General features: G+C 63.5%; 20 protein-coding genes. 13 read left to right on the top strand and 7 right to left on the bottom strand.

Annotated features, from left to right (window positions below):
- Nucleotides 1-65: 65 nt before the first annotated feature.
- The 6 genes from AC3WOB_RS24645 to AC3WOB_RS24620 all read left to right on the top strand — a co-directional run bounded on the left by AC3WOB_RS24645 (nucleotide 66) and on the right by AC3WOB_RS24620 (nucleotide 6980).
- Nucleotides 66-1394, top strand: a complete 1329-nt coding sequence (locus AC3WOB_RS24645; RefSeq protein WP_492276459.1) for an MFS transporter — start codon at nucleotides 66-68, stop codon at nucleotides 1392-1394.
- Complete coding sequence (locus AC3WOB_RS24640) at nucleotides 1391-2170, top strand: SDR family NAD(P)-dependent oxidoreductase (protein ID WP_492276458.1); 780 nt, start codon at nucleotides 1391-1393, stop codon at nucleotides 2168-2170. The genes AC3WOB_RS24645 and AC3WOB_RS24640 overlap by 4 nt, the downstream gene beginning before the upstream one ends.
- Nucleotides 2171-2204: 34 nt before the next feature.
- Complete coding sequence (gene ilvD / locus AC3WOB_RS24635) at nucleotides 2205-3947, top strand: dihydroxy-acid dehydratase (RefSeq protein WP_492276457.1); 1743 nt, start codon at nucleotides 2205-2207, stop codon at nucleotides 3945-3947.
- Complete coding sequence (locus tag AC3WOB_RS24630; RefSeq protein ID WP_492276456.1) at nucleotides 3944-4837, top strand: NAD(P)-dependent oxidoreductase; 894 nt, start codon at nucleotides 3944-3946, stop codon at nucleotides 4835-4837. The genes ilvD and AC3WOB_RS24630 overlap by 4 nt, the downstream gene beginning before the upstream one ends.
- Before the next feature lie 402 nt (nucleotides 4838-5239).
- The gene (locus tag AC3WOB_RS24625; protein WP_148260612.1) at nucleotides 5240-6055 is read left to right on the top strand and encodes a hypothetical protein; all 816 of its coding nucleotides are present in this window, start codon (nucleotides 5240-5242) and stop codon (nucleotides 6053-6055) included.
- A 49-nt stretch (nucleotides 6056-6104) separates the two neighbouring features.
- Nucleotides 6105-6980 carry a M15 family metallopeptidase gene (locus AC3WOB_RS24620; RefSeq protein WP_013394426.1) on the top strand — a complete coding sequence of 292 codons (876 nt, stop codon included), beginning with the start codon at nucleotides 6105-6107 and terminating at the stop codon, nucleotides 6978-6980.
- A 131-nt stretch (nucleotides 6981-7111) separates the two neighbouring features.
- Here AC3WOB_RS24620 and AC3WOB_RS24615 read toward each other — a convergent pair whose 3' ends face one another.
- The gene (locus tag AC3WOB_RS24615; RefSeq protein WP_492276455.1) at nucleotides 7112-7729 is read right to left on the bottom strand and encodes a cysteine hydrolase family protein; all 618 of its coding nucleotides are present in this window, start codon (nucleotides 7727-7729) and stop codon (nucleotides 7112-7114) included.
- 151 nt (nucleotides 7730-7880) lie between these two features.
- Between AC3WOB_RS24615 and AC3WOB_RS24610 the strand changes: the two genes are divergently transcribed.
- Nucleotides 7881-8831 carry a GlxA family transcriptional regulator gene (locus AC3WOB_RS24610; RefSeq protein WP_492276454.1) on the top strand — a complete coding sequence of 317 codons (951 nt, stop codon included), beginning with the start codon at nucleotides 7881-7883 and terminating at the stop codon, nucleotides 8829-8831.
- 174 nt (nucleotides 8832-9005) lie between these two features.
- Here the strand turns inward: AC3WOB_RS24610 and AC3WOB_RS24605 are convergent, their stop codons facing one another.
- Nucleotides 9006-9767 carry a hypothetical protein gene (locus AC3WOB_RS24605; protein WP_492276453.1) on the bottom strand — a complete coding sequence of 254 codons (762 nt, stop codon included), beginning with the start codon at nucleotides 9765-9767 and terminating at the stop codon, nucleotides 9006-9008.
- Nucleotides 9764-10258, bottom strand: a complete 495-nt coding sequence (locus AC3WOB_RS24600) for a hypothetical protein (protein ID WP_492276452.1) — start codon at nucleotides 10256-10258, stop codon at nucleotides 9764-9766. The genes AC3WOB_RS24605 and AC3WOB_RS24600 overlap by 4 nt, the downstream gene beginning before the upstream one ends.
- Before the next feature lie 260 nt (nucleotides 10259-10518).
- Here AC3WOB_RS24600 and AC3WOB_RS24595 point away from each other — a divergent pair, with 260 nt between their 5' ends.
- Both AC3WOB_RS24595 and AC3WOB_RS24590 read left to right on the top strand, forming a co-directional pair.
- Nucleotides 10519-11442: a bifunctional helix-turn-helix transcriptional regulator/GNAT family N-acetyltransferase gene (locus tag AC3WOB_RS24595; RefSeq protein ID WP_492276451.1), complete on the top strand. Its 924-nt coding sequence runs from the start codon at nucleotides 10519-10521 to the stop codon at nucleotides 11440-11442.
- Between the two features lie 60 nt (nucleotides 11443-11502).
- Complete coding sequence (locus tag AC3WOB_RS24590; protein WP_492276450.1) at nucleotides 11503-12399, top strand: DMT family transporter; 897 nt, start codon at nucleotides 11503-11505, stop codon at nucleotides 12397-12399.
- Between the two features lie 23 nt (nucleotides 12400-12422).
- On the opposite strand, the gene AC3WOB_RS24585 is transcribed toward AC3WOB_RS24590, so the two are convergent.
- From AC3WOB_RS24585 to AC3WOB_RS24570, 4 genes are all read right to left on the bottom strand, one after another.
- Nucleotides 12423-12995 carry an HD domain-containing protein gene (locus tag AC3WOB_RS24585; protein ID WP_492276449.1) on the bottom strand — a complete coding sequence of 191 codons (573 nt, stop codon included), beginning with the start codon at nucleotides 12993-12995 and terminating at the stop codon, nucleotides 12423-12425.
- A gap of 46 nt (nucleotides 12996-13041) precedes the next feature.
- Nucleotides 13042-13350, bottom strand: a complete 309-nt coding sequence (locus tag AC3WOB_RS24580; RefSeq protein WP_492276448.1) for a hypothetical protein — start codon at nucleotides 13348-13350, stop codon at nucleotides 13042-13044.
- A gap of 141 nt (nucleotides 13351-13491) precedes the next feature.
- Nucleotides 13492-14136, bottom strand: coding sequence for a hypothetical protein (locus AC3WOB_RS24575; protein ID WP_492276447.1), 645 nt, complete (start codon nucleotides 14134-14136; stop codon nucleotides 13492-13494).
- A 243-nt stretch (nucleotides 14137-14379) separates the two neighbouring features.
- Nucleotides 14380-14910: a hypothetical protein gene (locus AC3WOB_RS24570; RefSeq protein ID WP_492276446.1), complete on the bottom strand. Its 531-nt coding sequence runs from the start codon at nucleotides 14908-14910 to the stop codon at nucleotides 14380-14382.
- Between the two features lie 82 nt (nucleotides 14911-14992).
- Here AC3WOB_RS24570 and AC3WOB_RS24565 point away from each other — a divergent pair, with 82 nt between their 5' ends.
- From AC3WOB_RS24565 to AC3WOB_RS24550, 4 genes are all read left to right on the top strand, one after another.
- Nucleotides 14993-16093: an NAD(P)-dependent alcohol dehydrogenase gene (locus tag AC3WOB_RS24565; protein ID WP_207464219.1), complete on the top strand. Its 1101-nt coding sequence runs from the start codon at nucleotides 14993-14995 to the stop codon at nucleotides 16091-16093.
- Between the two features lie 243 nt (nucleotides 16094-16336).
- Nucleotides 16337-18346, top strand: a complete 2010-nt coding sequence (locus tag AC3WOB_RS24560) for a DUF4034 domain-containing protein (protein ID WP_492276445.1) — start codon at nucleotides 16337-16339, stop codon at nucleotides 18344-18346.
- Nucleotides 18347-18350: 4 nt separating this feature from the next.
- Nucleotides 18351-20291, top strand: a complete 1941-nt coding sequence (locus tag AC3WOB_RS24555; protein WP_492276444.1) for a M48 family metalloprotease — start codon at nucleotides 18351-18353, stop codon at nucleotides 20289-20291.
- A 687-nt stretch (nucleotides 20292-20978) separates the two neighbouring features.
- A partial coding sequence (locus AC3WOB_RS24550) for a beta strand repeat-containing protein (RefSeq protein WP_492276443.1) occupies nucleotides 20979-23626 on the top strand: 2648 nt, incomplete at its 3' end.

Genomic DNA, 23626 nt, shown 5'->3' with positions numbered 1-23626 from the left:
CCGAATGCGCAGGCTGCCGAATAACTCGATGTGCCCCATGGCACACACCCACGGAGACAACACCCATGAGCACGTCCCTTTCCGGCGGCGCGCCGGCCTATGCCGGCGCGCAGGCCACGCGGAATCCTGCGCAGCTAGACGCGCTGTACCGCAAGCTGGCCTGGCGCATCATGCCGTTCCTGTTCCTGTCGTTCATCGTCGCGTACATCGACCGCGTGAACGTGAGCTTCGCCAAGCTGCAAATGCTGGCCGACCTGTCGATGTCGGAAACGGTCTATGGCTTGGGGGCCGGCATTTTCTTTCTGGGCTACTTCATCTTCGAGGTGCCCAGCAATCTGATCCTGCATCGCGTGGGCGCGCGCATCTGGATCGCGCGCATCATGGTCACGTGGTCGATCATTTCGTCGCTGACGATGTTCGCGCAAGGACCGCTGTCGTTCTATCTGCTGCGTTTCCTGCTGGGGGTGGCCGAAGCCGGCTTCTTCCCGGGCATCGTGCTGTATCTGTCGACCTGGTTCCCGTCGAGCCGCCGCTCGCAGATCATCGCCCTGTTCATGGTGGCCATTCCGGTGTCGGGCGCCATCGGCGGTCCGCTTTCCGGCTGGATCATGGAGCGGTTCGGCGGCATGCATGACCTTGCGGGCTGGCAGTGGCTGTTCCTGGTCGAAGGTATCGGGTCGCTGCTGGTCGGGATTGCCGCCTTCTTCATGCTGCAGGACCGGATCGAGACGGTGAAGTGGCTGAACGCGGACGAGAAGCGCCTGCTGGCGCAGGATCTGGCCGCCGACGACAGCACCCGGGCCCGCCATAGCGTGCGACAGGTGTTCGGCGACCGCAAAGTGTGGCTGCTCGGCCTGCTCTATTTCTGTATCGCCATGGGCAACTACGGCCTGGTGTTCTGGCTGCCGACGATGATACGGGCCGCGGGCGTGGCCAACCTGGGCAGTATCGGCCTGCTGTCGGCGGTGCCGTCGCTGGTCAGCGCGGTGGCGATGATACTCATCGCGCGCCATGCGGACCGCACGAACGAGCGCCGCATCCACGTTGCCGTGTGCTGTGTGCTGGGCGCCGTCGGCATGCTGGTTTCGGTGCTGCTTGCCGAGCACCTGTGGTGGTCGATGGCCGCCCTCATCGTCGCCGCCATCGGCATCAATTCGATCGCGCCGGTCTTCTGGGGTATCCCCACGGCGATGTTGAGCGGCGCGGGCGCTGCGGCGGCCATCGCGCTGATCAATTCGGTCGGCAACCTGGCCGGTTTCGTGAGTCCCTATGTCATCGGCTTTCTCAAGGACACCACGGGACAGCTGCTGCCCGGCATGATTCTGTTGGCCTGCGCGCTGGTCGGCGGCGCCTTCATCGCGCTGTCGCTGCGCACGAAGCGGGGTCAGGCATGAGCGTGCCCGTCTGCCTGGTGACCGGCGCGGCCAGCGGCATCGGGGCCGCCACGGCCCTGCGTTTCGCGCGTGAAGGCTGGGCGGTGGCCATCAACAATTTCGACGACGGCACCCGGGCGGCGGCCGAGGCGGTGGCCGCGCAGTGCGGCGAGGCCGGCGCCCAGGCCATCGTCGTGGATGCCGACGTGGGCGACGACGCTGCCTGCCGCGGCATGGTCGATGCCGTCGCGGCGCGGTGGGGACGGCTGGACGCAGTCGTGAACAGCGCGGGCACGACCCGCGTGATTCCGCACGGCGACCTGGAAGCGATCGACGCCGGCGAGTTCGAACGCGTCTATCGCGTGAATCTCATCGGCATGTTCCAGATGACGCGCGCCGCGGCTCCCCTGTTGCGCGAGCGTCCGGCAGGCGCGGCGTCTGGCTGCGTCATCAATATTTCTTCGCTGGCATCCCTGAATGGCACCGGATCGTCCATCGCCTATGCGGCCTCCAAGGGCGCGGTCAATTCGCTGACGCTGTCGCTCGCGCGCAGTCTCGCCCCGCAGGTCCGCGTGAATGCCATCGCCCCGGGCATGGTCGACGACGGCCTGCTGCGGCGCGTGCTCGGCGACGAGGCCTACGCCCGCGTGGTCGACGGCATGCGCGAGAACGCGCCGCTCAAGCGGGTGTCGCAGCCGTCGGAAGTCGCGGAACTGGCCTGGTTCATCGCCGCCCGAGCGCCGGCGATGACCGGCCAGGTGCTGGCCCTGGAAAACGGCTTGATGCTCAACACCTGAGCCTCCTCCGATACTGATACTAGGAACTCCATCCATGAAAGATCTGCACAAACACCGCTCCCGCACGGTCACCGAGGGCGTGACGCGCGCGCCGCACCGCGCTTTCCTGCGCGCCACGGGCCTGGACGACGAGGCCATCGACAAGCCGTTCGTCGCCATCGTCGACACGTACGGCGAGAACACGCCCTGTTCCATGTCGCTGAACCAGATCTCGGACAACGTCCGACTCGGGGTCGCGGCGGGCGGCGGCGTGCCGATACGCGGCTCGGCGATCTCGGTCTCCGACGGCACGTCGATGAATCACTCGGGCATGCGCTTCTCGCTGGTGTCGCGCGAGACCATCGCCGACAGCGTCGAGTTGTTCGTGCGCGCCCACTGCTACGACGCGCTGGTCGGCGTGGCCGGTTGCGACAAGACCCTGCCCGGCATCCTGATGGGCATGGTGCGCGTGAATGTCCCCGGCGTGTTCCTGTTCGGCGGCGCGATGTTGCCGGGCGTGGCCCCGGACGGCTCCCAGGCCACGATCCTGACGGCCATCGAGGCCGTAGGCGCGGCGCAGCGCGGCGATATGTCGGCCGAAACGCTGCGCGGCATAGAAAAGCGTTGCACGCCGACCGCTGGATCCTGCCCGGGGCAATTCACGGCCAACACCATGGCGATGGTCGCTGAAGTGCTGGGGTTGGCCCCGCTGGGCTCGGCGATGGTGCCGGCCGTCTACAGCGAACGCATCGCGATTGCCCGCCGCGCCGGTGCAAACGTCATGCGCGCACTGCGCAACGGCGGGCCGCTGCCGCGCGACCTGGTTACCCGCAAGAGCTTGGAGAACGCCTGCGCGGCCGTCGCCGCCACCGGGGGGTCGACCAATGCCATGCTGCACATCCCGGCCATCGCGCACGAGGCAGGCATCACCTTCACGCTCGATGACGTCTCCGAAGTGCTGGCGCGCACTCCGCTGATCGGCGACATGCAGCCGGGCGGACGCTATCTTGCCGTGGACCTGCATCATGTCGGCGGCGTGCCGGCGGTGCTCAACGCGCTGCTTGCGGGCGGGCATATACACGGCGACACGCTCACCCAAAGCGGCGAAACGCTGGAAACGGCGCTGCGCGCCTTCCCCGGCCCCGACGGCCGCGTGGTCAAGCCGCATGACGAGCCGCTCTCGCCCAACGCGGGGCTGGTGGTCCTGCGCGGCAATCTGGCCCCGGACGGCGCCGCGCTGAAGACCGCCGGCCTCAGGCAGCTGGTGTTCTCGGGCACGGCGCGGGTCTTCGAGACGGAAGAGGACTGCATGGCGGTGGTTGCCGCCAGCGCCTATCGGGAAGGCGACGTCCTGGTGATACGCAACGAAGGGCCCAAGGGCGGCCCGGGCATGCGTGAAATGCTGAGCGTGACCGCCGCGATCTACGGGCAAGGCATGGGAGAAAAGGTCGCGCTGCTGACCGATGGCCGGTTCTCGGGCGCCACGCGCGGCATGTGCATCGGCTATGTCGGCCCCGAAGCCGCGGCAGGCGGTCCGATACGCCTGCTGCGCGACGGCGACCGCATACACATCGATGCGGTCAAGGGAAGCCTGGACGTCGAACTCTCCGACGAGGAACTTGCGCAGCGGGCGAAGGCCAGCCAGCCGTTCGCGCGCGGCAGGCTGGGCGGCGTGCTTGAGAAGTATGAAGCGCTGGTGCGTCCGGCCAAGCTGGGCGCCGTGACCCATTCCGGGGCCGTGACGTGGCCTTACGAAGCATCTCTTGGGGAAACGCCAGCCCAGGGAGGTCAACAATGACGAAGACGCCACGCATCGGGTTTTGCGGCATCGGCCGCATGGGCGAACCCATGACCCGGCGGCTGTTGGCCGCTGGGTATGAGGTCGCTGTCTGGAACCGCTCCAGCGCGAAGCTCGGCTCCCTGCTCGATGCCGGGGCCGTGGCAAGCGCCACGCCTCGGGCGCTGGGCGCAAGCGTGGACATCGCCCTGCTTTGCCTGGGCGACGGCAAAGCCGTCGAGGACGTGGTGTTCGGCGAACACGGGCTGGCGCACGCCGCCACGCCGCCCTCTTCTCTCATCGACCATTCGACCTTGTCGCCCGCACTCACCCGCGCCCTGGCCCAGCGCTGGACGGCAGCAACAGGCGGCGTGTGGATCGATGCTCCTGTCTCGGGCGGCACGGACGGCGCGGCCGCCGGCAAGCTGGCCATCATGACGGGCGGCCCGGCGGACACAATCGAATTGGTAACGCCCGTGCTGCGCACGTACGCCGCGCGCGTCACGCGCATGGGCGATGTCGGCGCGGGCCAGACCACCAAGCTGGCCAATCAAGCCATCGTCGCGACCACGCTCGCCGGTTTGGCCGAAGCCTTCGTGCTGGCCAAGCGCAGCGGCATCGATACTGCCGCCCTGCCGTCGGCCCTGCAAGGCGGCTGGGCCGATTCCGTGCTGCTGCAAACCTTATGGCCGCGCATGGTGACCCCGCCCGAGCATGCTACCGGTACGGTGCGCGTGTTGCTCAAGGATCTCGACGCGATTGCCGAACTCGCCGAAGCGAGCGCCACAATCCAACGCGTGCTGCCGGAAGTTCGCCGGCTGCTGCAGGATGCCGCGCAGCGTGGGATGGGGGACTGGGATCTGTCGCAGGTATTCCGGATCGGCGAAGCGGAGAGTCAGGCCGGCGTGTAGCGGACTGGGCGTCAGGGAGCGTTTGGCGGCGCGGGACGCGTCGGGATGGAATTCGATCCCGGCGCTGCCCTGCCGCCTATCGGAAGCAGTTTCGGCAGTGGTGATGGCGGCAGGGGAAGCGTGGGCGGCTTCCACATTTCCGAGGTAAGAGCAGCCTCAAACTGACACCACTTGACCGGCGTTGAAACCCGTCTCTGCAACGCGCCTGGATGGGTTCACTGGGCCTTGGGCATCATGCTTTTGGATGGCTAGGCGCGTCGACGCCTCGTTGCTACGCTGGCTACCAGCATTCGTCAGAAACGCTCGGTCCAGTTATCGACACCCAAAAACATGCTCAGGCGCCGGACGCGTAATACCCCTCTTGCTCCGCGATTGCACGGAATGGCGTTCGTACGCCGCGGGATGCCATCAGTCCTGGTACTGGTTCTATTGACCGCCTGTGCCGCCCGCCCCCCAGGCGCCTATCCGATATTCACTCCAGAGTCCCGTGAGCCCTTCGCCACCGTCGCCGACGGCGGCAAACGCCTTATCGAAGAACGGAAAAAATACCAAGACCGCGCGGATCAGGCGCAACTTGGACTATATGAACAAAGCGATTGGACGCTGGCAGGCGTGGTCGTCGGCGTCACGGGCGGCTTGATTGGAAATGTGGCCACCACGGCCGCTGGCGCCGGCATTGCGGCAGGCGCGAGTCAATTGGCCGCGCGGTATCACTTAGAGGCTCAGCGCGGCTTTTTCGATGCGGCGGCGAAGAAGGCGGGCTGTGTGGTCACGGTGACGTACGTCTTGCAGAACAGCGCCCCACCGTCGTTGGTCGAAGCGCTCGACAAGCTGCCCATGCTGGTACGGTCCATGAATTTTGCGTCGATGGAGATTCAATCGCAGCTGCGCCAGAATCTCAATACGCTGACGCCGGCCCCCATCGATGCTGCGGCGGTACTGGCGGCGTACAACAGTTACTACAAGATGCAGAGCACACCGCTACAGGGTTCAGGCAAGAAGGTCGCAGGCGTCGCCATTCAAAATTATCAGGCGGCTGAACTACTCGCCAAGGAGGTAAAGCTGGCCCTCCTGGATATCGAGTCGTGTGTAAAGACGGGGGCTCCGGTCGCTCCATCCACACCGGCAGCTGCCCCGTCTTCAGCCGATACTGCGACGCCCTTGACGCAAGCCGATCCAGTCTTCGGTTGGTTGTTGAACGCCCCTGCAACGCAATGACACTCCGCCCCCGCGCATAGACGACGCACCAAAAACACTGGAGACAATCATGCCTAGATTCAACCCGGGTGATTCAGGACTGCTGGTCGAGCGCTGGAATCAGTTCCTGAAGGACCACAACTTCGCGCATGGGGCAAAGCAGTTCGATGGGGAAAGCGAAAAGGGAACCCGCAGTTTCCAGGTCGCGTTCAACAAGAAGGCGAACGCGAGCATCCTCACTGTCGATGGGATCGTGGGGAACATGACCTTGGGTTGCGGCCTGGCCTTCGACACCACGGACGATTTCGATGCTCGCCTGGCGGCCAAGCTTTGGGGCTATTCCTATCCCGAAATCGCCGCGCAAACCAAAAGCCCGCTCAGCCAGGAACAGATGCACGACGTGTTCGGCCGCATCGAAGCCAAGCCGGCGGGCGAACCAGGCAATAAGGAACGCCTGATCATTACCAACGGGTGGGAGGCGAAGCACTTGCAGTCGGTGGCCCTGCCGCAATTGAAGGGCATTGCTGGCGGGCAGCCCAAGGTGCCGTTTCATAAGGAGCTGGCGTATCAGCTGACTGCGCTATGGAGCGCCTGGGAAAAAGCCGGCCTGTTGCCGGATGTGAAATCCTTCGAAGGCACTTTCAGCCGGCGCTACAAGCGCGGCAGCACGCATGAGTTGAGCAACCATTGCTGGGCAACCGCGTTCGATATCAATTACAGCGCGAACAAGTTGAATGCCTTCCCGGCGACACCGGACGAGATCGGCTGTGTCTATCGGCTGGTTCCGGTGGCTCAGGATTTCGGCGCTTATTGGGGCGGCTTTTATAGAGGCCGTCTGGATGGCATGCATTTCGAATTCACCCGGATCATGAGTTCCGATGAGGTGGATGCGGCGTCGGAGCGCGTGGTCAAAGCGGCCGGGACCGGGGTGCGCAGGCGGCGCTGATCAAAAGCGGAACCGGCCTGCAATTTCAGCAGAGATGGAGCAGACCGACACCACGCGACCGTAGGCGCGCTCAAAAGCAAAACGCCCACGAGCGCGCATCAGGTCGGCTCACGCCCAACCCCTTCCCGTTATCAAGCCAGCGGCAGTTCCAGCACCCGCTTCGTCGTCATGATGTCCCCGAAGGTGTCATCGATGCTCGCCAGCGCAGCGCGATGCAGCATCGCATGCGGCAACGCAGCCTGCTCCCCCGCACCCGTATCCAGGTCGCGCGTGGCGCAGGCATCGGCCGCCACGATCACCTGATAACCCAGCGGCACCGCGTCGCGGGCCGCGCCGGCAACGCAAGCGTGGGTCATGAGACCGGTGATCAGCAGCGTGTGCACGCCTGCTGCCTTGAGGCGCTGGTCGATGTCGGTGCTGGGAAACACGCTGACGGTGGACTTGCGCAGCACCGTATGGCCCGGCGCGGGGCTCAGATCGGGATGGAATTCAATGCCGGCGCTACCGTCAGCGAAGACGGGACTGCCGGCCGGGGTGGCGTGCTGGATGTGGAAGACCGGGATGCCGTGCCGATCGGCGTGGGCGACGAGCTTGGCGGCGTTGCGCAGGGCCGCGGGGCCTTCGGGAATGGGCAGCCTGCCGCTGAAGTATTCGTTCTGGAAGTCGATCACCAGCAAGGCGGTGCTGGCCGGATCTATGGACTGCGGGGCGGTGGCGCCGGCGATGGCGCGGATGGTCGGGTGGTTCATCGTAGGTCCTTGATCTGTGGGCGTTTAGTGTGCAGTTCACGCATGAGGGCGAACACCATCAAGGATCCGCCATCGGCCCGGAACCGGAAAGTGGCCCGAATACCAATAAATGATAGGATCGGGCCAAATCCGCATTTTTGCGTAGAGCGCCATGCATACCATCGCCGTCGTCGCCTTCGCGGGCATCAGTTCCTTCCACCTGTCCGTGCCCTGCATGGTGTTCGGCGACGACCTGGCCCGCCTGGGCGCGCCGCGCTATCGCCTGCTGGTCTGCGGCGAAACGGTCGGGCCGGTCGCGACCATGTCAGGGTTCGATATCCATGTGCCGCATGATTACTCTGCCCTGGCCGAGGCCGACACGGTGATCGTACCGGCATGGCGCGATCCGGACGAGCGCCCGCCCGAGACCATGCTGCAAGCCTTGCGCGATGCACATGCGCGCGGCGCGCGGGTCATCGGTCTGTGCCTGGGCGCCTTCGTGCTGGCCGAGGCCGGTCTGCTCGACGGCCGCCCCGCGTCGACGCACTGGGTCTGGAGCGACGACTTCGCCCGCAAGTACCCGCAGATCCGGCTCGACCGCAAGGCTTTGTACGTGGACGACGGCGACATCCTGACCTCGGCCGGCACTGCCGCTGCCATCGATTGCTGCCTGCACCTGCTGCGCTGCGACCATGGCGCGGAGCTGGCGAACCGGGTGGCCCGCCGCATGGTGATGGCGCCGCACCGCGATGGCGGGCAGGCGCAGTACATCGAACGACCGCTCACGCGGGAGGACGGCGGCGACCCGATAAGCGTCGCGATGGAATGGGCCATCGAGCATTTGCAGGAGCCGCTGGGGCTGGACCGCCTGGCCAGCGAGGCCGGGCTCAGCCGCCGCAATTTCACGCGGCGCTTCAAGCTGAAGACGGGCACGACGGTGACGCAATGGGTGCTGAACCACAGGCTGGCCGCAGCGCAGCGGCTGTTGGAGACGGGCGGATTGTCGGTGGACCGGGTGGCCGAGGCGACGGGGTTCGGGTCGACGGTGTCCCTGCGACAGCATTTCACGGCGGCGTTTTCGGTGTCGCCTGCCGCTTATCGGAAGCAGTTCCGGCAGCGGTGATGGCGACTGGCCGCCGCCGCCCTCCGGATCGCCTCCAGATAGAGGCATGGGACTGCCGTTTCACCCAAGAGGGCAAAACCCCAACTTTTTTCTGCCGCATTTCGGTTTTCACGCTTTTAAAACGCCAAACCATGCGCGCAAAAGATCCTGTTGCGGTAGCAAAAGCTCTCTCAACTAATCTGGTTTGTGGGGGAACACCAGCATTGGAATCGGTTTTTCTGGCTTCGCAAAATATAGGAATGCGCTCATGACTGAACTGTTCTTTCCTTCGAAGACTGTTTCATAAGTCGTTCGAACGCCAAAACCCATGGCCATGAAGGCCAGGCTCATGCTGCCATCGCTATTTTTGTTCTGATTTCCGTATTCATGAATCAAAACATCAGGAATTTCAGGAACGAGGCCGGCCCCAATCAAATCGTAGCCTTCGGGAAAATTAACGAAGCGCTTTAGCTCGGACACGGTGGCGATTGGAATACTCTGTGCCCCCTGCGCTTCGACAGATAACGTCTCGAGCATTTTCTTCGTAAACCCTCGCACAGGCTTCATGGACAACAGTCGAGACTGGGATTCACCATGATTAAGTGAAGCCAGCAGCACTGTCTTGACCTTGTACCCTGGCATGTTGCTGGAATTCTTTATATCAAGGGTAAGGACCTTTTCATCCTCACCTAACCATCTAAGCAGACGAACGTCGCCGAGGTAAATCTTGGTAGGATTGGTCGCCTCGAGAAATCGCACAATCTTGTTTAACGAATCAGCAACGTCCCTGGTGGCAGGCGATGGCTCAGACAAGGAATAATTAACCAATCCACCCGCTTGATTATTGATCGTATGATTTCCGTTACCGCTTACGCTCTGAAAATTTACCGCGCTGGCAGAAAATGAAAGCGCCACCCCAATAGTTGCAACAAAAATGTCCCTAAAGTGCTGTTTCATGGCTTTCCATTGATGCCGCTATTTATATTTACACTACCATTGGAATTATTGACCGTGACATTTCCAGACCCTTCAACCGTCTGAAAATTGATCGAAGCAGGTGAAGAATTTTTTGGCCTGATCGACGCCCCCGAGGATGGTTCCTCTTTTTTTCTGTTTCCGTCTCCTTCCTTGATCAGTATGACCAATAGAACCAACACTGCCATAGCAGCCAATCCGAGGATGCCGACAAGGTACGTTCTTGGCAACCTTTCTCGCACAACAAACGTCGTAGCTAGGGCGCTTAGAATCAAAAAAATAAAACCAATAAGTGCGTATGGATTATTTAAAGACGGTGCCCATGCACTGATATTCATACAATGCTCGCCTTGTAAAACGAAAACTCGATTGAAAAACGGACGTTCGATGATGCCATGAACCGCCCTACCGCCTGAAGTCCAAACGGTGGATTGATCAGTAAGGGGGAGGTTTTCTTGCGAGAGCCAATTCATCCTAAAACAGTCGTAGCCTCTATTTTGTCGTGGCAGACCTCCGACCCACTTCCCGAGTTGAGGCACGAATTGCCGCTACTAGCGGCTTTACCGCCAGTTTGAGCGGTGCTGGCTGGGGCACATCAACAGCCGGATGGAGAATGTAGGAGAGGCACAATAAAGATCATATCTATTGAATTTAAGTTTCCAATAGATAAAATTCTCCAAATACATGCCCAAAGCAAATAATAATATGCTTAAAGCAATAAATTGGACGCACCATGCATCAGCAATCGCTCCAGGACCGCGCCGAAGCGGTCCGATCCTTCAACCGCTTCTACACCCGCCAGATCGGGGTTTTGCATGAGCACCTGCTGGCCAGCGAGTTCTCGCTGACCGAAGTCCGCATTCTTTATGAACTGGCCCACAGGCCGGCGCTCAGCACCTCGGACCTGTGCCGGGAGCTGAACCTGGACGCCGGGTATGTCAGCCGCGTGATCTCGGGCTTCGAAAAGAAAGGCTTGATCGCCAAGACGCGCTCGGCCGCGGACGCCCGCGTCGGCCTGCTGGAACTGACAGAGGCCGGCCGGGCGGCGTTTGCGCCGCTCAACGAGGCGTCGCGCAACGAGATCATCGCCATCCTCAAACAGCTATCGGAGCCGGCGCAAGCGCAGCTGGTCAATGCCATGAACGAGATCCAGAACCTGCTCGGCGACAAAGCGCCCCTGCCCTATGTGCTGCGCGATCCGCGGCCGGGCGACATGGGCTTGGTGGTGGCGAACCAGGCCATGGTCTATGCGCAGGAGTTCGGCTGGAACTCGGAGTACGAGGCGCTGGTGGCCGAGATCGTGGCGAAGTTCATCCGGGAGTTCGACCGCAACAGCGAGCGCTGCTGGATCGCGGAGAAGGACGGGAAGATGGTGGGCTCGGTCTTCGTGGTGCGGCAGGACGAAACCACGGCGAAGCTGCGCCTGTTGTATGTGGACGGCTCCGCGCGTGGGCTGGGCATGGGCCACAGGCTGGTGGACGAGTGCCTGCGGTTTGCGCGGCAGGCGGGCTATAAGCGCATGGTGTTGTGGACCAATAGCGTGCTGACCGATGCGCGCCGGATCTATGAGAAGGCTGGTTTCGAGCTGATCGAGGAAGAACAGCACCACAGCTTCGGCAAGGATCTGGTGGGGCAGTATTGGGCGCGGGATCTGTAAGGAAGGCGATGCATCCCTGCTGTCAGATGAGGTCCGTATTTGCGGACAGGCGCGGCTGCGATGAGTGAACGCACTCAGGCAGTATTTGCCGCCGCCGTCACGGGCGCGCTGGTTGGGGCCGCGATGGTGTCCACTCGCGCGGTGTCGGCGGACGTATCGCCGGAGACGCTGGCCTTCCTGCGTTATGCCATAGGAGCGGTCGTGCTTGCCGCGCCCATGTTGCGGCGATGGTCGGTGCGGTTTACGGCCAAGGATTTCTGTGCCGTCGCGGGCCTGGGCATTCTGCAATTCGCGATGCTCATACTGCTGTTGAACTATGCGTTGGCCCGGCTACCCGCTGCCACTTGCGCCTTGGTGTTTTCCACGCTGCCGCTGGTGACCCTGTGCCTCGCGATCGCCACGGGACGCGAGCGGTTCAGTTGGGCCCGGTTGATAGGCGCGGGCGTGGCGGTCTCGGGGATTGCGCTGTTGCTGCAGCCCACTGCTGCTGCGGTTGGCGGCGCTGCCAATGGCTGGGCTTGGGCCGCCTTGCTGGGCGCGACGTTCATCGGCGCGGCTTGCAGTCTTTTATATCGTCCCTACCTGCAGCGTTATCCGTCGATGTATATCAGCGTGGTGGCGATGTTTGTCTCCGTTTTGTTCCTGGCGGGCGTCTGCCTGATGCGAGGCGCACCGCTATTGCCCAGCCTGTCGGGCTTTCAATGGGCGAATGTGGTCTTCATCGGGCTTTCCAGTGCGATGGGCTATTTCTGCCTGCTGTGGGCGCTGACTCGATTGGAAGCGAGCCGGGTGATGTCATTTCAGGCGCTGGCGCCGATCACGGCGGTATTGATCGAGTTGCTGAGCGCCTCGTATCCGCTGACCTGGCGCCTGACGGGGGCATTTGTCCTGGTGCTTTCGGGGGTTTGGTTTGGCACTCATGAACGGCGTGCGGCTGCACGCGCGACCGCAACGTAGTTAGCCGCCGGGTCGCTAACTTCTCAGGTTTCCGGATCCATGCGCTCGCGCGTTTTCTCATCCAGGACGCTGCGCACCAATGCAAACAAGGGGTCCGCGTCGGTGTGCTTCTGGCCATAGGTCAGGTTGAACCCATAATCAAAATCCGGCGGATTCTGGCCCTGCGTGTGCTGGAGGATGGTTTCCAGCTTATCCAGGGCCTTGACGGCCTTGGCCTCCGGCGTGGCAGCATCCTCATATTCCTGCCAAAGCGCCATGATGCCGGCTCGCTGTTTCTCGTCCAGGGATCGGGTCAGAAGCAAAAGGTCGGCTTTCTCCTGCTCGCTCTTGTCCGGATGCTGGTGTTTCTCGATGGCCGGAACGTCGCCATGGATGGCCTCGCCCAGATCGTGCAGCACGCACAGCTTCAGAACCTTGAGCATGTCCAAGCCGGCTAACTCGTCTTCGAAAGCCATGGCCATCAGGCACAGGCGCCAGCTGTGTTCGGCCGTACTTTCGGGACGGCCGGTGGACGTGAATCCGCTACGCAGCACGCTTTTGAGTTTTTCGGCTTCCTGCAGAAAGGCCAGCCGGCCTTTGATGTTCTCGATATTCACACTCAGTCTCAGCCCATTGCAGCGCGGCCATAAGCCGCGCCCGTCATCACAAGGTCGGCTGCGGAATGGGGATATCCTTCGATATCAGGTCCCCGCCATTGATCCTCGTGTCGCAGCCGGAGCTCAGGCCCCACTTGGTGACATTGCCATCGTCAATCCTGAATTTCTCCGTGCATCGGTAGATGGTGTTGTTGATGATGCCACGGACGTATTCGTACGAAATGATCTTGCCGCCGCTGGACAAGGTATAGCTGTTGGTGGGCGGCCCCCATTTGGAAACCAGCTTTTCTTCGCTCTCGCCGACCCACGATTGCATCATGTCAGCCCGGGTTTCCTGGCGTTCATTATTGATCATGTTGCTTATCGGGGACCCCGCACACCCGGCAAGCAGTTGAGTCGCAAGAACCGTCAAGACTAGCTTCTTCATTTTATTGTTTTCCCCTGGAATCGGCCTGGCATGGCCGTGGATTACAAAGACAGCAGTTCGCAGCGCGACCTAGCGGCAAGATTCCTTCGGCAGATCAAACCCGATCTTGACGCTGGTCGCGGTCACGTTCTTGAAAGCGGCCGCCGCCACATTGTTGTAGCGGGCATCGCAATTGAATTTGTTGTTGAGCAGGTAATCCTTGCCTTCCGCCTTTTCCATCTGCGTGGCCCATTTATCGGCCGCGTCCAGCGCGTCGCCTCCGGCCTGCACGAAGCCCAGCATGACTTCCATGCGGCCCGCCGCACGGGGCGCGGTCCAGCTTGCGTAGACCCAAGGGTCGGCGGCATTGCCGCAGTCCGTCAGGCAATCGGCCGTGTACGTCAGGCCCGAGTCGAAGGCGGCGGGGATGATTTTCTGCCCAGGCTTGGGCGCATACTCGCCAATGAAACTGGCGAGGTCGGGCTGGCAGGTTTCGGAGGGTTCCATGCTCAGCGCCGATACCTTGTCCGACTTGATCGTCGCGGTGATCAGGCAACCCTGTACGTCGAACACGCGATCGTCGCCATAGGATTCCTGCGGCGCGCCGGCTATCGTTTCGAAATGCGCCTGGCTCTTGCCCAGCATTTTTCCGTTGAAGACTTCCTGCACCGTGGCAGCCTGCGCAACACTGGCGCCCGCCATCAGCAACCCCAAGGTCAAAACTCTGAAACGCATACTGGACAAAGCTCCGTGGAGTATGAGTCGCGCGGCTGGCACAGCCGCGCGCAAACGGAGCGTATTCAACCATAGATGCCATTGCGCGGATGGCAAAAAAATCAGCTATCCCCGGCCATAAGCCGCGGATTTTCCGCATGCCCTCGAAGCCGCCGATTCAAGCGGTAACAACTGCGCCGACGGCGCAACAAATTATCACGTTTACGACATCGCCCTGGCAACGCGTGGATAACCGGCGGCCTATTACTGCTTGGGCGCGAATGTCACCTGAACTGGCGAATTCTGTTTGAACGTCCGGGCCCATGGGCCATTCTTCGGCTCGAACGCAGGATGCCAGGCGCGGAGTTCCGTATCGGAAAGCCATTCAAGCTGCAGTTGCTCGTCAGGGGTATACGATCGGAACTGCGTCAGCGCCACGATGAACGCATTGCACTTTTCCGACACGCCCGCTTCAACCACGGAAACCTGGGTCTGCTCGTCCCAGGTCAGCGACCCGCGCTGCGGGCATTTGCGGACCTCAACGTGATACTTCCCGTCAGGCGAAGGCAGATCGGCGATGATTTTGTCGGGACCACAAGCCGTCAGCAGCATGGACGACAGCAATACCAGCGGAATGCTTTTTTTCATTGAAAAGCCTTCTGACCATGTAGGAGGTCGATCCGTGAAAACCTGGGCATGATACCTTGCGACGCTTGTGTCATTGAGGATTGCCAGCATTTGCGAAGAGCGCGCCACCGCCGCGCTTTCCGCCTGCCGACTTGTCTTGACCCACATCAATTGATTGCGGCACTACAGTTGGCCTGCGAACCGCTCCGGTTTAGCCTGAGGAATCACCTACCGCCCCAAGGAGACTCTGATGCCCGCTCTCATGAAAGCTGCAATCTTCGTCGCGCCTGGCCGGATCGAGCTGACCGACAAGCCCATCCCGGACGTCGGCCCCAATGACGCACTGATCCGCATCACCACCACCACCATCTGCGGCACGGACGTGCACATCTTAAAAGGTGAGTACCCCGTCGCTCAGGGTCTCACCGTGGGGCACGAACCGGTGGGCGTGATCGAGAAGCTGGGTAGCGCCGTGATCGGGTACCAGGAGGGCCAGCGCGTGATCGCCGGCGCCATCTGCCCGAGCTTCACCTCGTATCCCAGCCAGGATGGATTCCCGAGCCAGGATGGCGCTTATCTGATTCCCAGCGGGCGCTGCGGCTGCCACGGCTACAAGGCCACGGCGGGCTGGCGCTTCGGCAATATGATCGACGGCACGCAGGCCGAGTACGTGCTGGTTCCGGACGCGCAGGCCAACCTGGCGCCCATTCCGGACGGGCTGACGGACGAACAGGTGCTGATGTGCCCGGACATCATGTCCACGGGATTCAAGGGCGCGGAGAACGCCAACATCAAGATCGGCGACACGGTGGCCGTGTTCGCGCAAGGACCTATCGGCTTATGCGCCACGGCGGGCGCCAAGTTGCGCGGCGCCACCACCATCATTGCCATCGACGGCAACGACCACCGCCTGGACATCGCCCGCAAGATGGGCGCGGACGTGACGCTGAACTTCAAGAACTGCGACGTCGTGGCCGAGATATTGAAGCTCACGGGCGGGCGCGGCGTGGATTCGTCGATCGAGGCGCTGGGCACCCAGGGCACGTTCGAATCAGCCCTGCGCATCCTCAAACCGGGTGGCACGCTGTCCAGCCTGGGGGTGTATTCCTCCGACCTGCGCATTCCCATGGATGCGTTTGCCGCGGGCCTGGGCGATCACCAGATCAACACCGCGCTGTGCCCGGGCGGCAAGGAACGCATGCGCCGCCTGATGAATGTGATCGAATCGGGCCGTGTGGATCTGGGTCTGCTCGTCACCCACCAGTACAAGCTGGATGACATCGTCGCGGCATACGAGCTGTTCGCCAACCAGCGCGATGGCGTGCTGAAAGTCGCTATCAAGCCTCATTGACCGCCGCTCCCCGTGCGGCGACGCTGATCGCACGGGGGAATACGGTATGGCCAAGATCATCGAATCTGGCCATGCTCCGGCCGACCAAGGGCAATAGTGCAGCGGAGACATCGCAAAAAACACATTTAGACATATTTATTTATTTTTTATCGCTTTTATTCCTTGGCCTGACTTCCAAGTAAGGCATCATTTGCCCCGCCCCGCCCGCGGGCAGATTCCCGTTCATCCCCCTCAGGTGCCTCCTTGCGATCCCTCACCGCCATCCGCCGCGACGTCCGCGCCCTGGTTCAATCCCGCGCCTACGCGCAGCTCGACGCCTATTACGCCGACCTGGAACAGCAAGACTGGGCAAATACGGAAGACCCTGGCGCGCCCTATTTCGAGGCGGCCAATTCCGGCACCCTGTTCGATTATTCGACGGTGCCGTACCAGGACGCCTCGGATTTTCTGCAAGCCTGGATCGCCGCCTGCCCGGATTCGTATCACGCGCAGTTGGTGATGGGTAATTTCTGCTACGGCCGCGCGGCCGACATACGCGGTTATGGCTGGGCGGACAGCGTGACCCAGGATCGCTGGCTGGGCGCGGCGCTGGCTTGCGAAAGCTCCGCCGCTGCCTTGCTGCGGGCGATGGCGCTTTCCACGCGCCCGATTGCGGCCTGCGTGACGATGATGCAGCTGGCCGCGCATTTCAAGGAACCGTACTGGCTGCGCGCGCTGTACGTGGGCAATCCGCCCGAGACCTTGACGCATGACGATATCGAGGAAGAAGGCCTGATGGATGCTGCGCTGGCGCATCTGGCGTCAGTGGGCGTGCCGCGTCTCGCGCAAGCTCCGCAAGCCTTGCCGGCTTGGCTGGCGCCGCGCGCCGAGCATGAAATGGAACAGGCCAAGGATTATTGGCTGCTGCGCGCCCTGGAGCTGCGGCCCGGACATCTGGGCGCGCTGACGGCTTACGCGCAATACCTGCAGCCGCGTTGGGGCGGCAGCTATGAGGATATCGACGGCATGGCGGGCGGCCCGCTGTGCGCGGCGCTGACCGAACCGCAGCGCAATGCGATCCGCTGGATCGGCATTCATGACTCGCTGGACAGCTATCCGGAGCCGGACGACGTCGAGGCCGTGGAAGAGTACCGCCGCATTTTCGAGTCGTTCCTGGCGCGCGAGCTGCGGCCGACGGAGCGCGGCATGGCGCTGGGCTATTACGCGCAATTCGCCAGCTATTCGCTACAGGACCAGGCGCGCGCCCGCGCACTGCATGGCCAAAGCGTGGCGGCGTTTGGACCGAACGAGTATTTTGCGCAGGTGGACGGGCCGTTCCGCAGCTTCGCGCACGTGAGCATCATCCATCATCAGCCGGACGAGGATGGCGCGTTCAAGCGCGTGCTGGAACGCATGTGCGGCTGGGACCAGGTGGCCACGGCGCAGGCGCTGACGGCGGTGGCGCATCAGTTCGGCCGCTGGGGCTTTGCGCAGGATCCGGTGCGGGCGCAGCAGTTGCTGGACCGCGCGGCGGAGCTGGCGGCAGACCAGATGGACGACGATTTCAACGTGCTGGCTGCGGCCGCGATGTTGTGGGACGGCGGCGACCATGAGCAAGGCTATTTCCTGACGCGCCAATTGGCGGACCGGCGCGTGCCGGACGCGGCCAGCAGCATGTATGACATCCACCGCGGCTTCCGCGACAACACGCCCGACAGCTACCTGGACGACGCCGTGCGCGACCAGTGGCTGCAACGCGCAGTGGACGACGGCTCGCCGCTGGCCATGTACAACATGGCCCATCGCAATATCTTCGACGGTGGGATGGACTTCTCGCGCCGCGAGAACCTGGACAAGGTGCTTGGGCTGCTGCAAGGCGCCCGCGAGGAGCCGCGCGCGGAAGCGCTGGCGCGCCTGCGCATCGGCGTGCTGCTGCGCGACCATGGCACCGGACAGGAACAGCAGGAAGGCGTGCGCGCTTATCTGCGTCCGTTGGTCGAGGAAGACGACGACTGGCGCGCCGGCCGCGCCAGCGCCGAGATCGCGCTAGCCTACACGCATGGCCGCGGCGCCAAGAAGAACCGCTTTGCCGCGATCGAATGGGCCCAGCACGCCTGCCGCCTGCAACCGGACGACGAGGACATTGAAGATATCCAGGCGCAGGTGTTGAACTCGCACAGCTTGGTCAAGACCATAGGCACGGTGTTCGGCGCCTATCTGGGCCGCGGCGGCGTTTCGGCCGAAGACCTGCCGCCCAAGCCGGCCGCACAGTAAGCACATGGCGCGCCGCGGGCTGTCGGGATTGAAGTTGTCGGCCCGGCTGCTGCTGGGCGATGCTGCGCTGGTAAGTGCGGGCGTGGCGCTATGCACCGCGCCCGCATGGCTGTATGCGGCGCTGCCGGGTGTGCTGGGCGTTGCAGCAGGAGCTCTCGCCCTGCCGCTGCCTTTCGCGGGCTGGGCAATGCTGCGGCTGCCATTCGCGGCGCGGCCGCCAGCCGCGGAGGATGGCATCCGCCTGCGGGCCGAAGACGCCCCCGCGCTGTTCCGCGAGATCGAGCAGGTGCGCGCGCGCCTGGGCGCGCCGGCGCTGGACGCGGTCTATCTGAACAGCGAGTTCAACGCCAGCATCCGGCAGCACCGGCAGCTGCTGGGCCGCACGCGCAACGTGCTGTGGCTGGGGCAGCCGCTGCTGGAGATGCTGTCGGCCGATGCTTGCCGCGCCATCCTGGCGCACGAGTGCGCGCACATCGCCGGCAGCCATGGGCGCTACGCCAGCCGGGTGTATTTCGCGCGGCTGCAATGGCAAGAGGCGGCGCGGCAGCTGGAGCGGCGCAAGGGACTGTCGACGGGGCCGCTGCGCCTCTTCATGAATTGGCATGTGCCGCGCTTTCTGACGGCCAGCCTGGGTTTTGCCCGGGAATGCGAGTACGAGGCCGATGCGCAATCGGCGCAAGCCTGCGGCGCGGCTGCGGCTGCGAATGCGCTGGTAGCGGTGTCCCTGCAAGCCCGGGCGCTGCGCGAGTATTGGCCCGCCGCCTACGCGCAAGCCGCCGACGCTCAGCCGCCCTCCCCCCATGCGCGGCTGGCCGGACATACCGAACTGGCCTTGCCGCGAGACGAAGCCGAGGCGCAGGCCTGGCTCGATCAGGCGCTGTGCCGTCCGACCACGGGCGACGACACTCACCCTTCCCTATCTGACCGTCTGGCCGCGCTGCGTGCCCTGGACCCGCTGCACAGCACGGCATCGCCGGAACCGCGAGCTACCGGACCTTCGCGCCAAAACGCAGCACAAACCTCAGCCCCGCAAGCGGCGCCAACAAGCACCAACCCACTGCCCTGGCGCCGCGCCTCGCCCACCGCAGCTGAAGAATGGCTCGGCGACCAACGCCTGCCGCTGGCCCAGGCCCTGGACGCATCGCAACGCGACGCCATCGAGCAGACTGCCCGCGAGCTGCGGAACGAACGCGACGAAGCCATCGCCGGCCATCATGACCTGATGCGCAAGCAACGCTTGCGCGCGCTGTCGGCCGACGAACGGGCCAGCATGGCCTGGTACGCCGACATGCTCACCGGCGATGCGGACAGCGCCGCCGTCCTGCTGGAACAGAACCTGCGCGCACACCCCGGCCACGTGCCTACGCTTTGCCAACTGGCTGCGCTGCAGCTGCGCAGGGCGCGCATGGATCCTACCGAGGCCTCGCGCCTGGAAGCAGCGGCGGAAGTGTTGTGGACGCAGGCCGCCAACGAGCCCGGCCCGCAGCGCCTGCCCTGCCTGCGCCAACTGACGGCGGCGGCGCTGCGGCGCGGCGACCTGGAGCAGGCGCGAGCCTGGCGCTTGGAAGCGGACCTGCTGGAACGCCAGACCCAGGCCGGCGACGCCGCGCCGCGCTTTCAGGCGCACGGCTTGAACGAGTCCGATCTGCGCAAACTGGCCGACACGCTGGACCCGCTGCTGCGCACTGCCACCGGCGTCTGGCTGCTGCGCGACACCGCCAGCAACCGTCTGGCGCTGCTGGTACTGGCGCGGGACTCTGCATTGGCGCGCGCCATCGGCAAGCTGACGGGCGAGCAAAGCTATCTGCGGCGCGATTGCGAAATGCTGTTGGCGCGGCTGCTGCCGCGCGTGCGCCAGCCTGTCGAACCAATACTGATGGAAGCCGGCGATCCCTTGCTGAACCAGTGCACGCAAGCCTGCCTCCTGCGCAGAGCCGGAGCCTGAGCGGGACTTGATACCGGACGCGACGCTGCTTATCCGCGTCGCGTCCGCAACACTATTGCTGCCGGTTGCGGCAACACGACAATGTTCTGCGCATGGACAGCCGATTAAGCACGCGCCGCGCACTGCCATTGATTTACATCAATCGCACCCGGATTTTCCAGCACTAATCTGAACCTGACCTCCTTTGCAAAACCCTCGTTCGTGCATTTCCAGACCATGTGCTGAATCCGGAGGTCCAAGCAGCTCTGCCATGGAACAGAACTACTGAGGCTAGGCATTTTTTGTCGGTTCTATCTGTCATGCGCGTTGCCTGTACGTCCCCCCTCCTCCCCGGCCAGACCTGCCATCGCTCCGCCTTGCGCGCGCGCCTTGGCCTGGACACCGTCCCTACTCAGCCTCTGATCGGAACCGCTTCGGTTCCCTGATCGCCCGGCTCTTCCACGCACACCCAAGGCTCCCGTTTGAAAAAGCGGGAGCCTAGACATCGCTGCGCCTCCAGCATCCGCCCCTTTTTATTGTTGTAACCACAGCAATAAACAGGCTTATGCTAAATGCCTGCCCTTGCCCGGGAATAGACCCGCCGGCAACTTCAATTGGCAGGCATTACGCGCAGACGATCACTTCACTGAATTTCTTTTGATTAAGTGAGTAGAGAAGATGCAGCCCTTGTCACCAATTGACGTCCGCTTGTCATTCAAGCTTTCCAGCGCATTCCTGATCGCGTTGGGCGCTTTCCCCGCCTATTCCCAGACCATCGATGGCGGTTCGGTGGTCACCGTTCCGGGGTCGCAGAGCTCGCCCTGGAACCTGGGCGCCAGCTCCCTGACGGTAGGCAACACCAGTACCGGGACATTGCAGATCGGCGCGACCGGCGTGGTGTCCAACGGCTCCGGCTTTGTTGGCCGGCAGGTCGGCAGCACCGGCCATGTAACCGTGAGCGGCGCCGGGGCGCAATGGACTAACAGTTCGGGCCTGTCCGTGGGATTCTCGGGCACTGGCACGCTGGGCGTTTCGAATGGCGGCATTGTAAGAAGCACCACCAACACCTATGTGGGCGTGGCGGCTGGCGGCACCGGCACCGTGACGGTCAGCGGCTTGGGATCGCAGCTGAACAGCACCGGTTTCATGCGCGTCGGCCAGACCGGCAACGGCACGTTGCAGATCAGCGACAGCGCGGTCGTGAGCAATGGGCTGGCCTACGTAGGCTATGACTCGGGCAGCGTGGGTCTGGTGACGATCAGCGGGGCGGGAACGCAGTGGAACAGCAGCGCCGAACTTACTGTGGGCTTTTCCGGCAACGGCCGGGTCAACGTCACCAATGGCGGCGCGGTTGCCAGCACGAATGGCACCATCGGCGCCGGCGCGAATTCGACGGGCGCGGTCACAGTCGACGGCACCGGCTCCTCTTGGACCAACTCCGGCGTCCTCACGGTGGGCAACTCCGGCTCCGGCGCGCTGACCATTTCGAACAACGCCACCGTCAGCGCAGCCAGCGCGCGCGCAGGCGTGGCGGCCGGCTCGCAGGGCGTCATCAATATCGGCGCGGCCGCATTGTCCGCGGCGGCGGCCCCCGGGACGCTGACGTTGACGGGTCCCAGCCCTAATCTGACGCTGGGCGCCACCGGCGGGCTGGTGTTCAACCACACCAATACCAGTGGCTATCTGTTTGTCCCCGGCATCACGGGCGCGGGCAAGCTCAGCACCTACAGCGGCACCACGATCCTGACCGCCAACAACAACTACACGGGCGGCACCACGATAGCCGGCGGCACGCTGCAGTTGGGCAATGGCGGCACCAGCGGGGCCATCGTCGGCAATGTGAGCAATAACGGGGCCTTGAACTTCAACCGCAGCGATAGCGTCACGTTCGCGGGCCTGGTCTCGGGCAGCGGCGTAGTCAATCAGAACGGCACGGGCGCCACGATACTGACGGCCAACAATACCTATACCGGCGGCACCACCATCTCGGCGGGCACCTTGCAGCTGGGCAATGGCGGCACCACCGGCGCCATCGTCGGCAACGTGGCCAACAACGGGACGCTGGTATTCAACCGGTCCAATACCCTCTCGCTCGGCGGCCAGATTTCCGGCAGCGGCTCGGTCAGCCAGATCGGCGCCGGCACCACGGTCCTGACGGGAAACAACACGTACACGGGCGGCACCACGATTTCGGCGGGCACGCTGCAACTGGGCAATGGCGGCACCTCGGGGGCAATCGTCGGCGACGTAGCCAACAACGGCATGCTGGCCTTCAACCGCTCCGATAGCGTCACGTTCACGGGCCTGGTATCGGGCGGCGGCGCAGTCAACCAGATCGGTACAGGCACCACGATCCTGACGGCGGACAATACCTACACCGGCGGCACCACGATTTCCGCGGGCACGCTGCAACTGGGCAATGGCGGCGCCACGGGCGCCATCGTGGGCAACGTGGTCGACAACGGCGCGCTGACCTTTAACCGCTCCGATGTAGTGACCTTCGCCGGCCAGGTATCCGGCAGCGGCGTGGTCAACCAGATCGGCGCAGGCACCACCATCCTGACCGCAGACAACACCTATACCGGCGGCACCACGATTTCGGCGGGCACGCTGCAACTGGGCAGTGGCGGCACGTCGGGTGCCATCCTGGGCAATGTGATCGACAACGGCGCGCTGACCTTCAACCGCTCCGATGTCCAGACCTTCGCGGGCCAGATCTCCGGCAGCGGCGTGGTCAACCAGATCGGCGCCGGGACCACGATCCTGACCGCAGACAACACCTATGCCGGCGGCACCACGATTTCGGCGGGCGCGTTGCAGCTAGGCAATGGCGGCACTTCGGGGTCCATCCTGGGCAATGTGGCGAACGACGGCTTGCTGGCCTTCAACCGCTCCGACACCATGACGCTTGCCGGCCAGATATCCGGCAGCGGCGCGGTCAACCAGATAGGCTCGGGCACCACCGTGCTGACGGGCAACAACAGCTACACGGGCGGGACGACAATCGCCGCAGGCACCCTGCAATTGGGCGACGGCGGCACCTCTGGCGCCATTGTGGGCAATGTGGCGAACAACGGGGCGCTTGCGTTCAATCGTTCCGACGTCCAGACATTCCCGGGCCTGATCTCTGGTAGCGGCACGGTCAGCCAGATCGGCGCCGGCACCACGATCCTGACGGCCGACAATACCTACACCGGCGGCACCACGATTTCGGCAGGCACGCTACAGCTGGGCAACGGCGGTACTACGGGCGCCATCCTGGGCGACGTGACGAACCATGGCGCGTTGAATTTCAACCGCTCCGATGTCCAGACCTTCCCTGGCCTGATTTCTGGCAGCGGCGTGGTCAACCAGAT

It is taken from the genome of Achromobacter sp. FW305-C-30-7 (genome assembly GCF_058783105.1).
The sequence above is the reverse complement of the archived record's forward strand: the minus strand, read 5'-3'. Positions and strand labels throughout refer to the sequence as shown.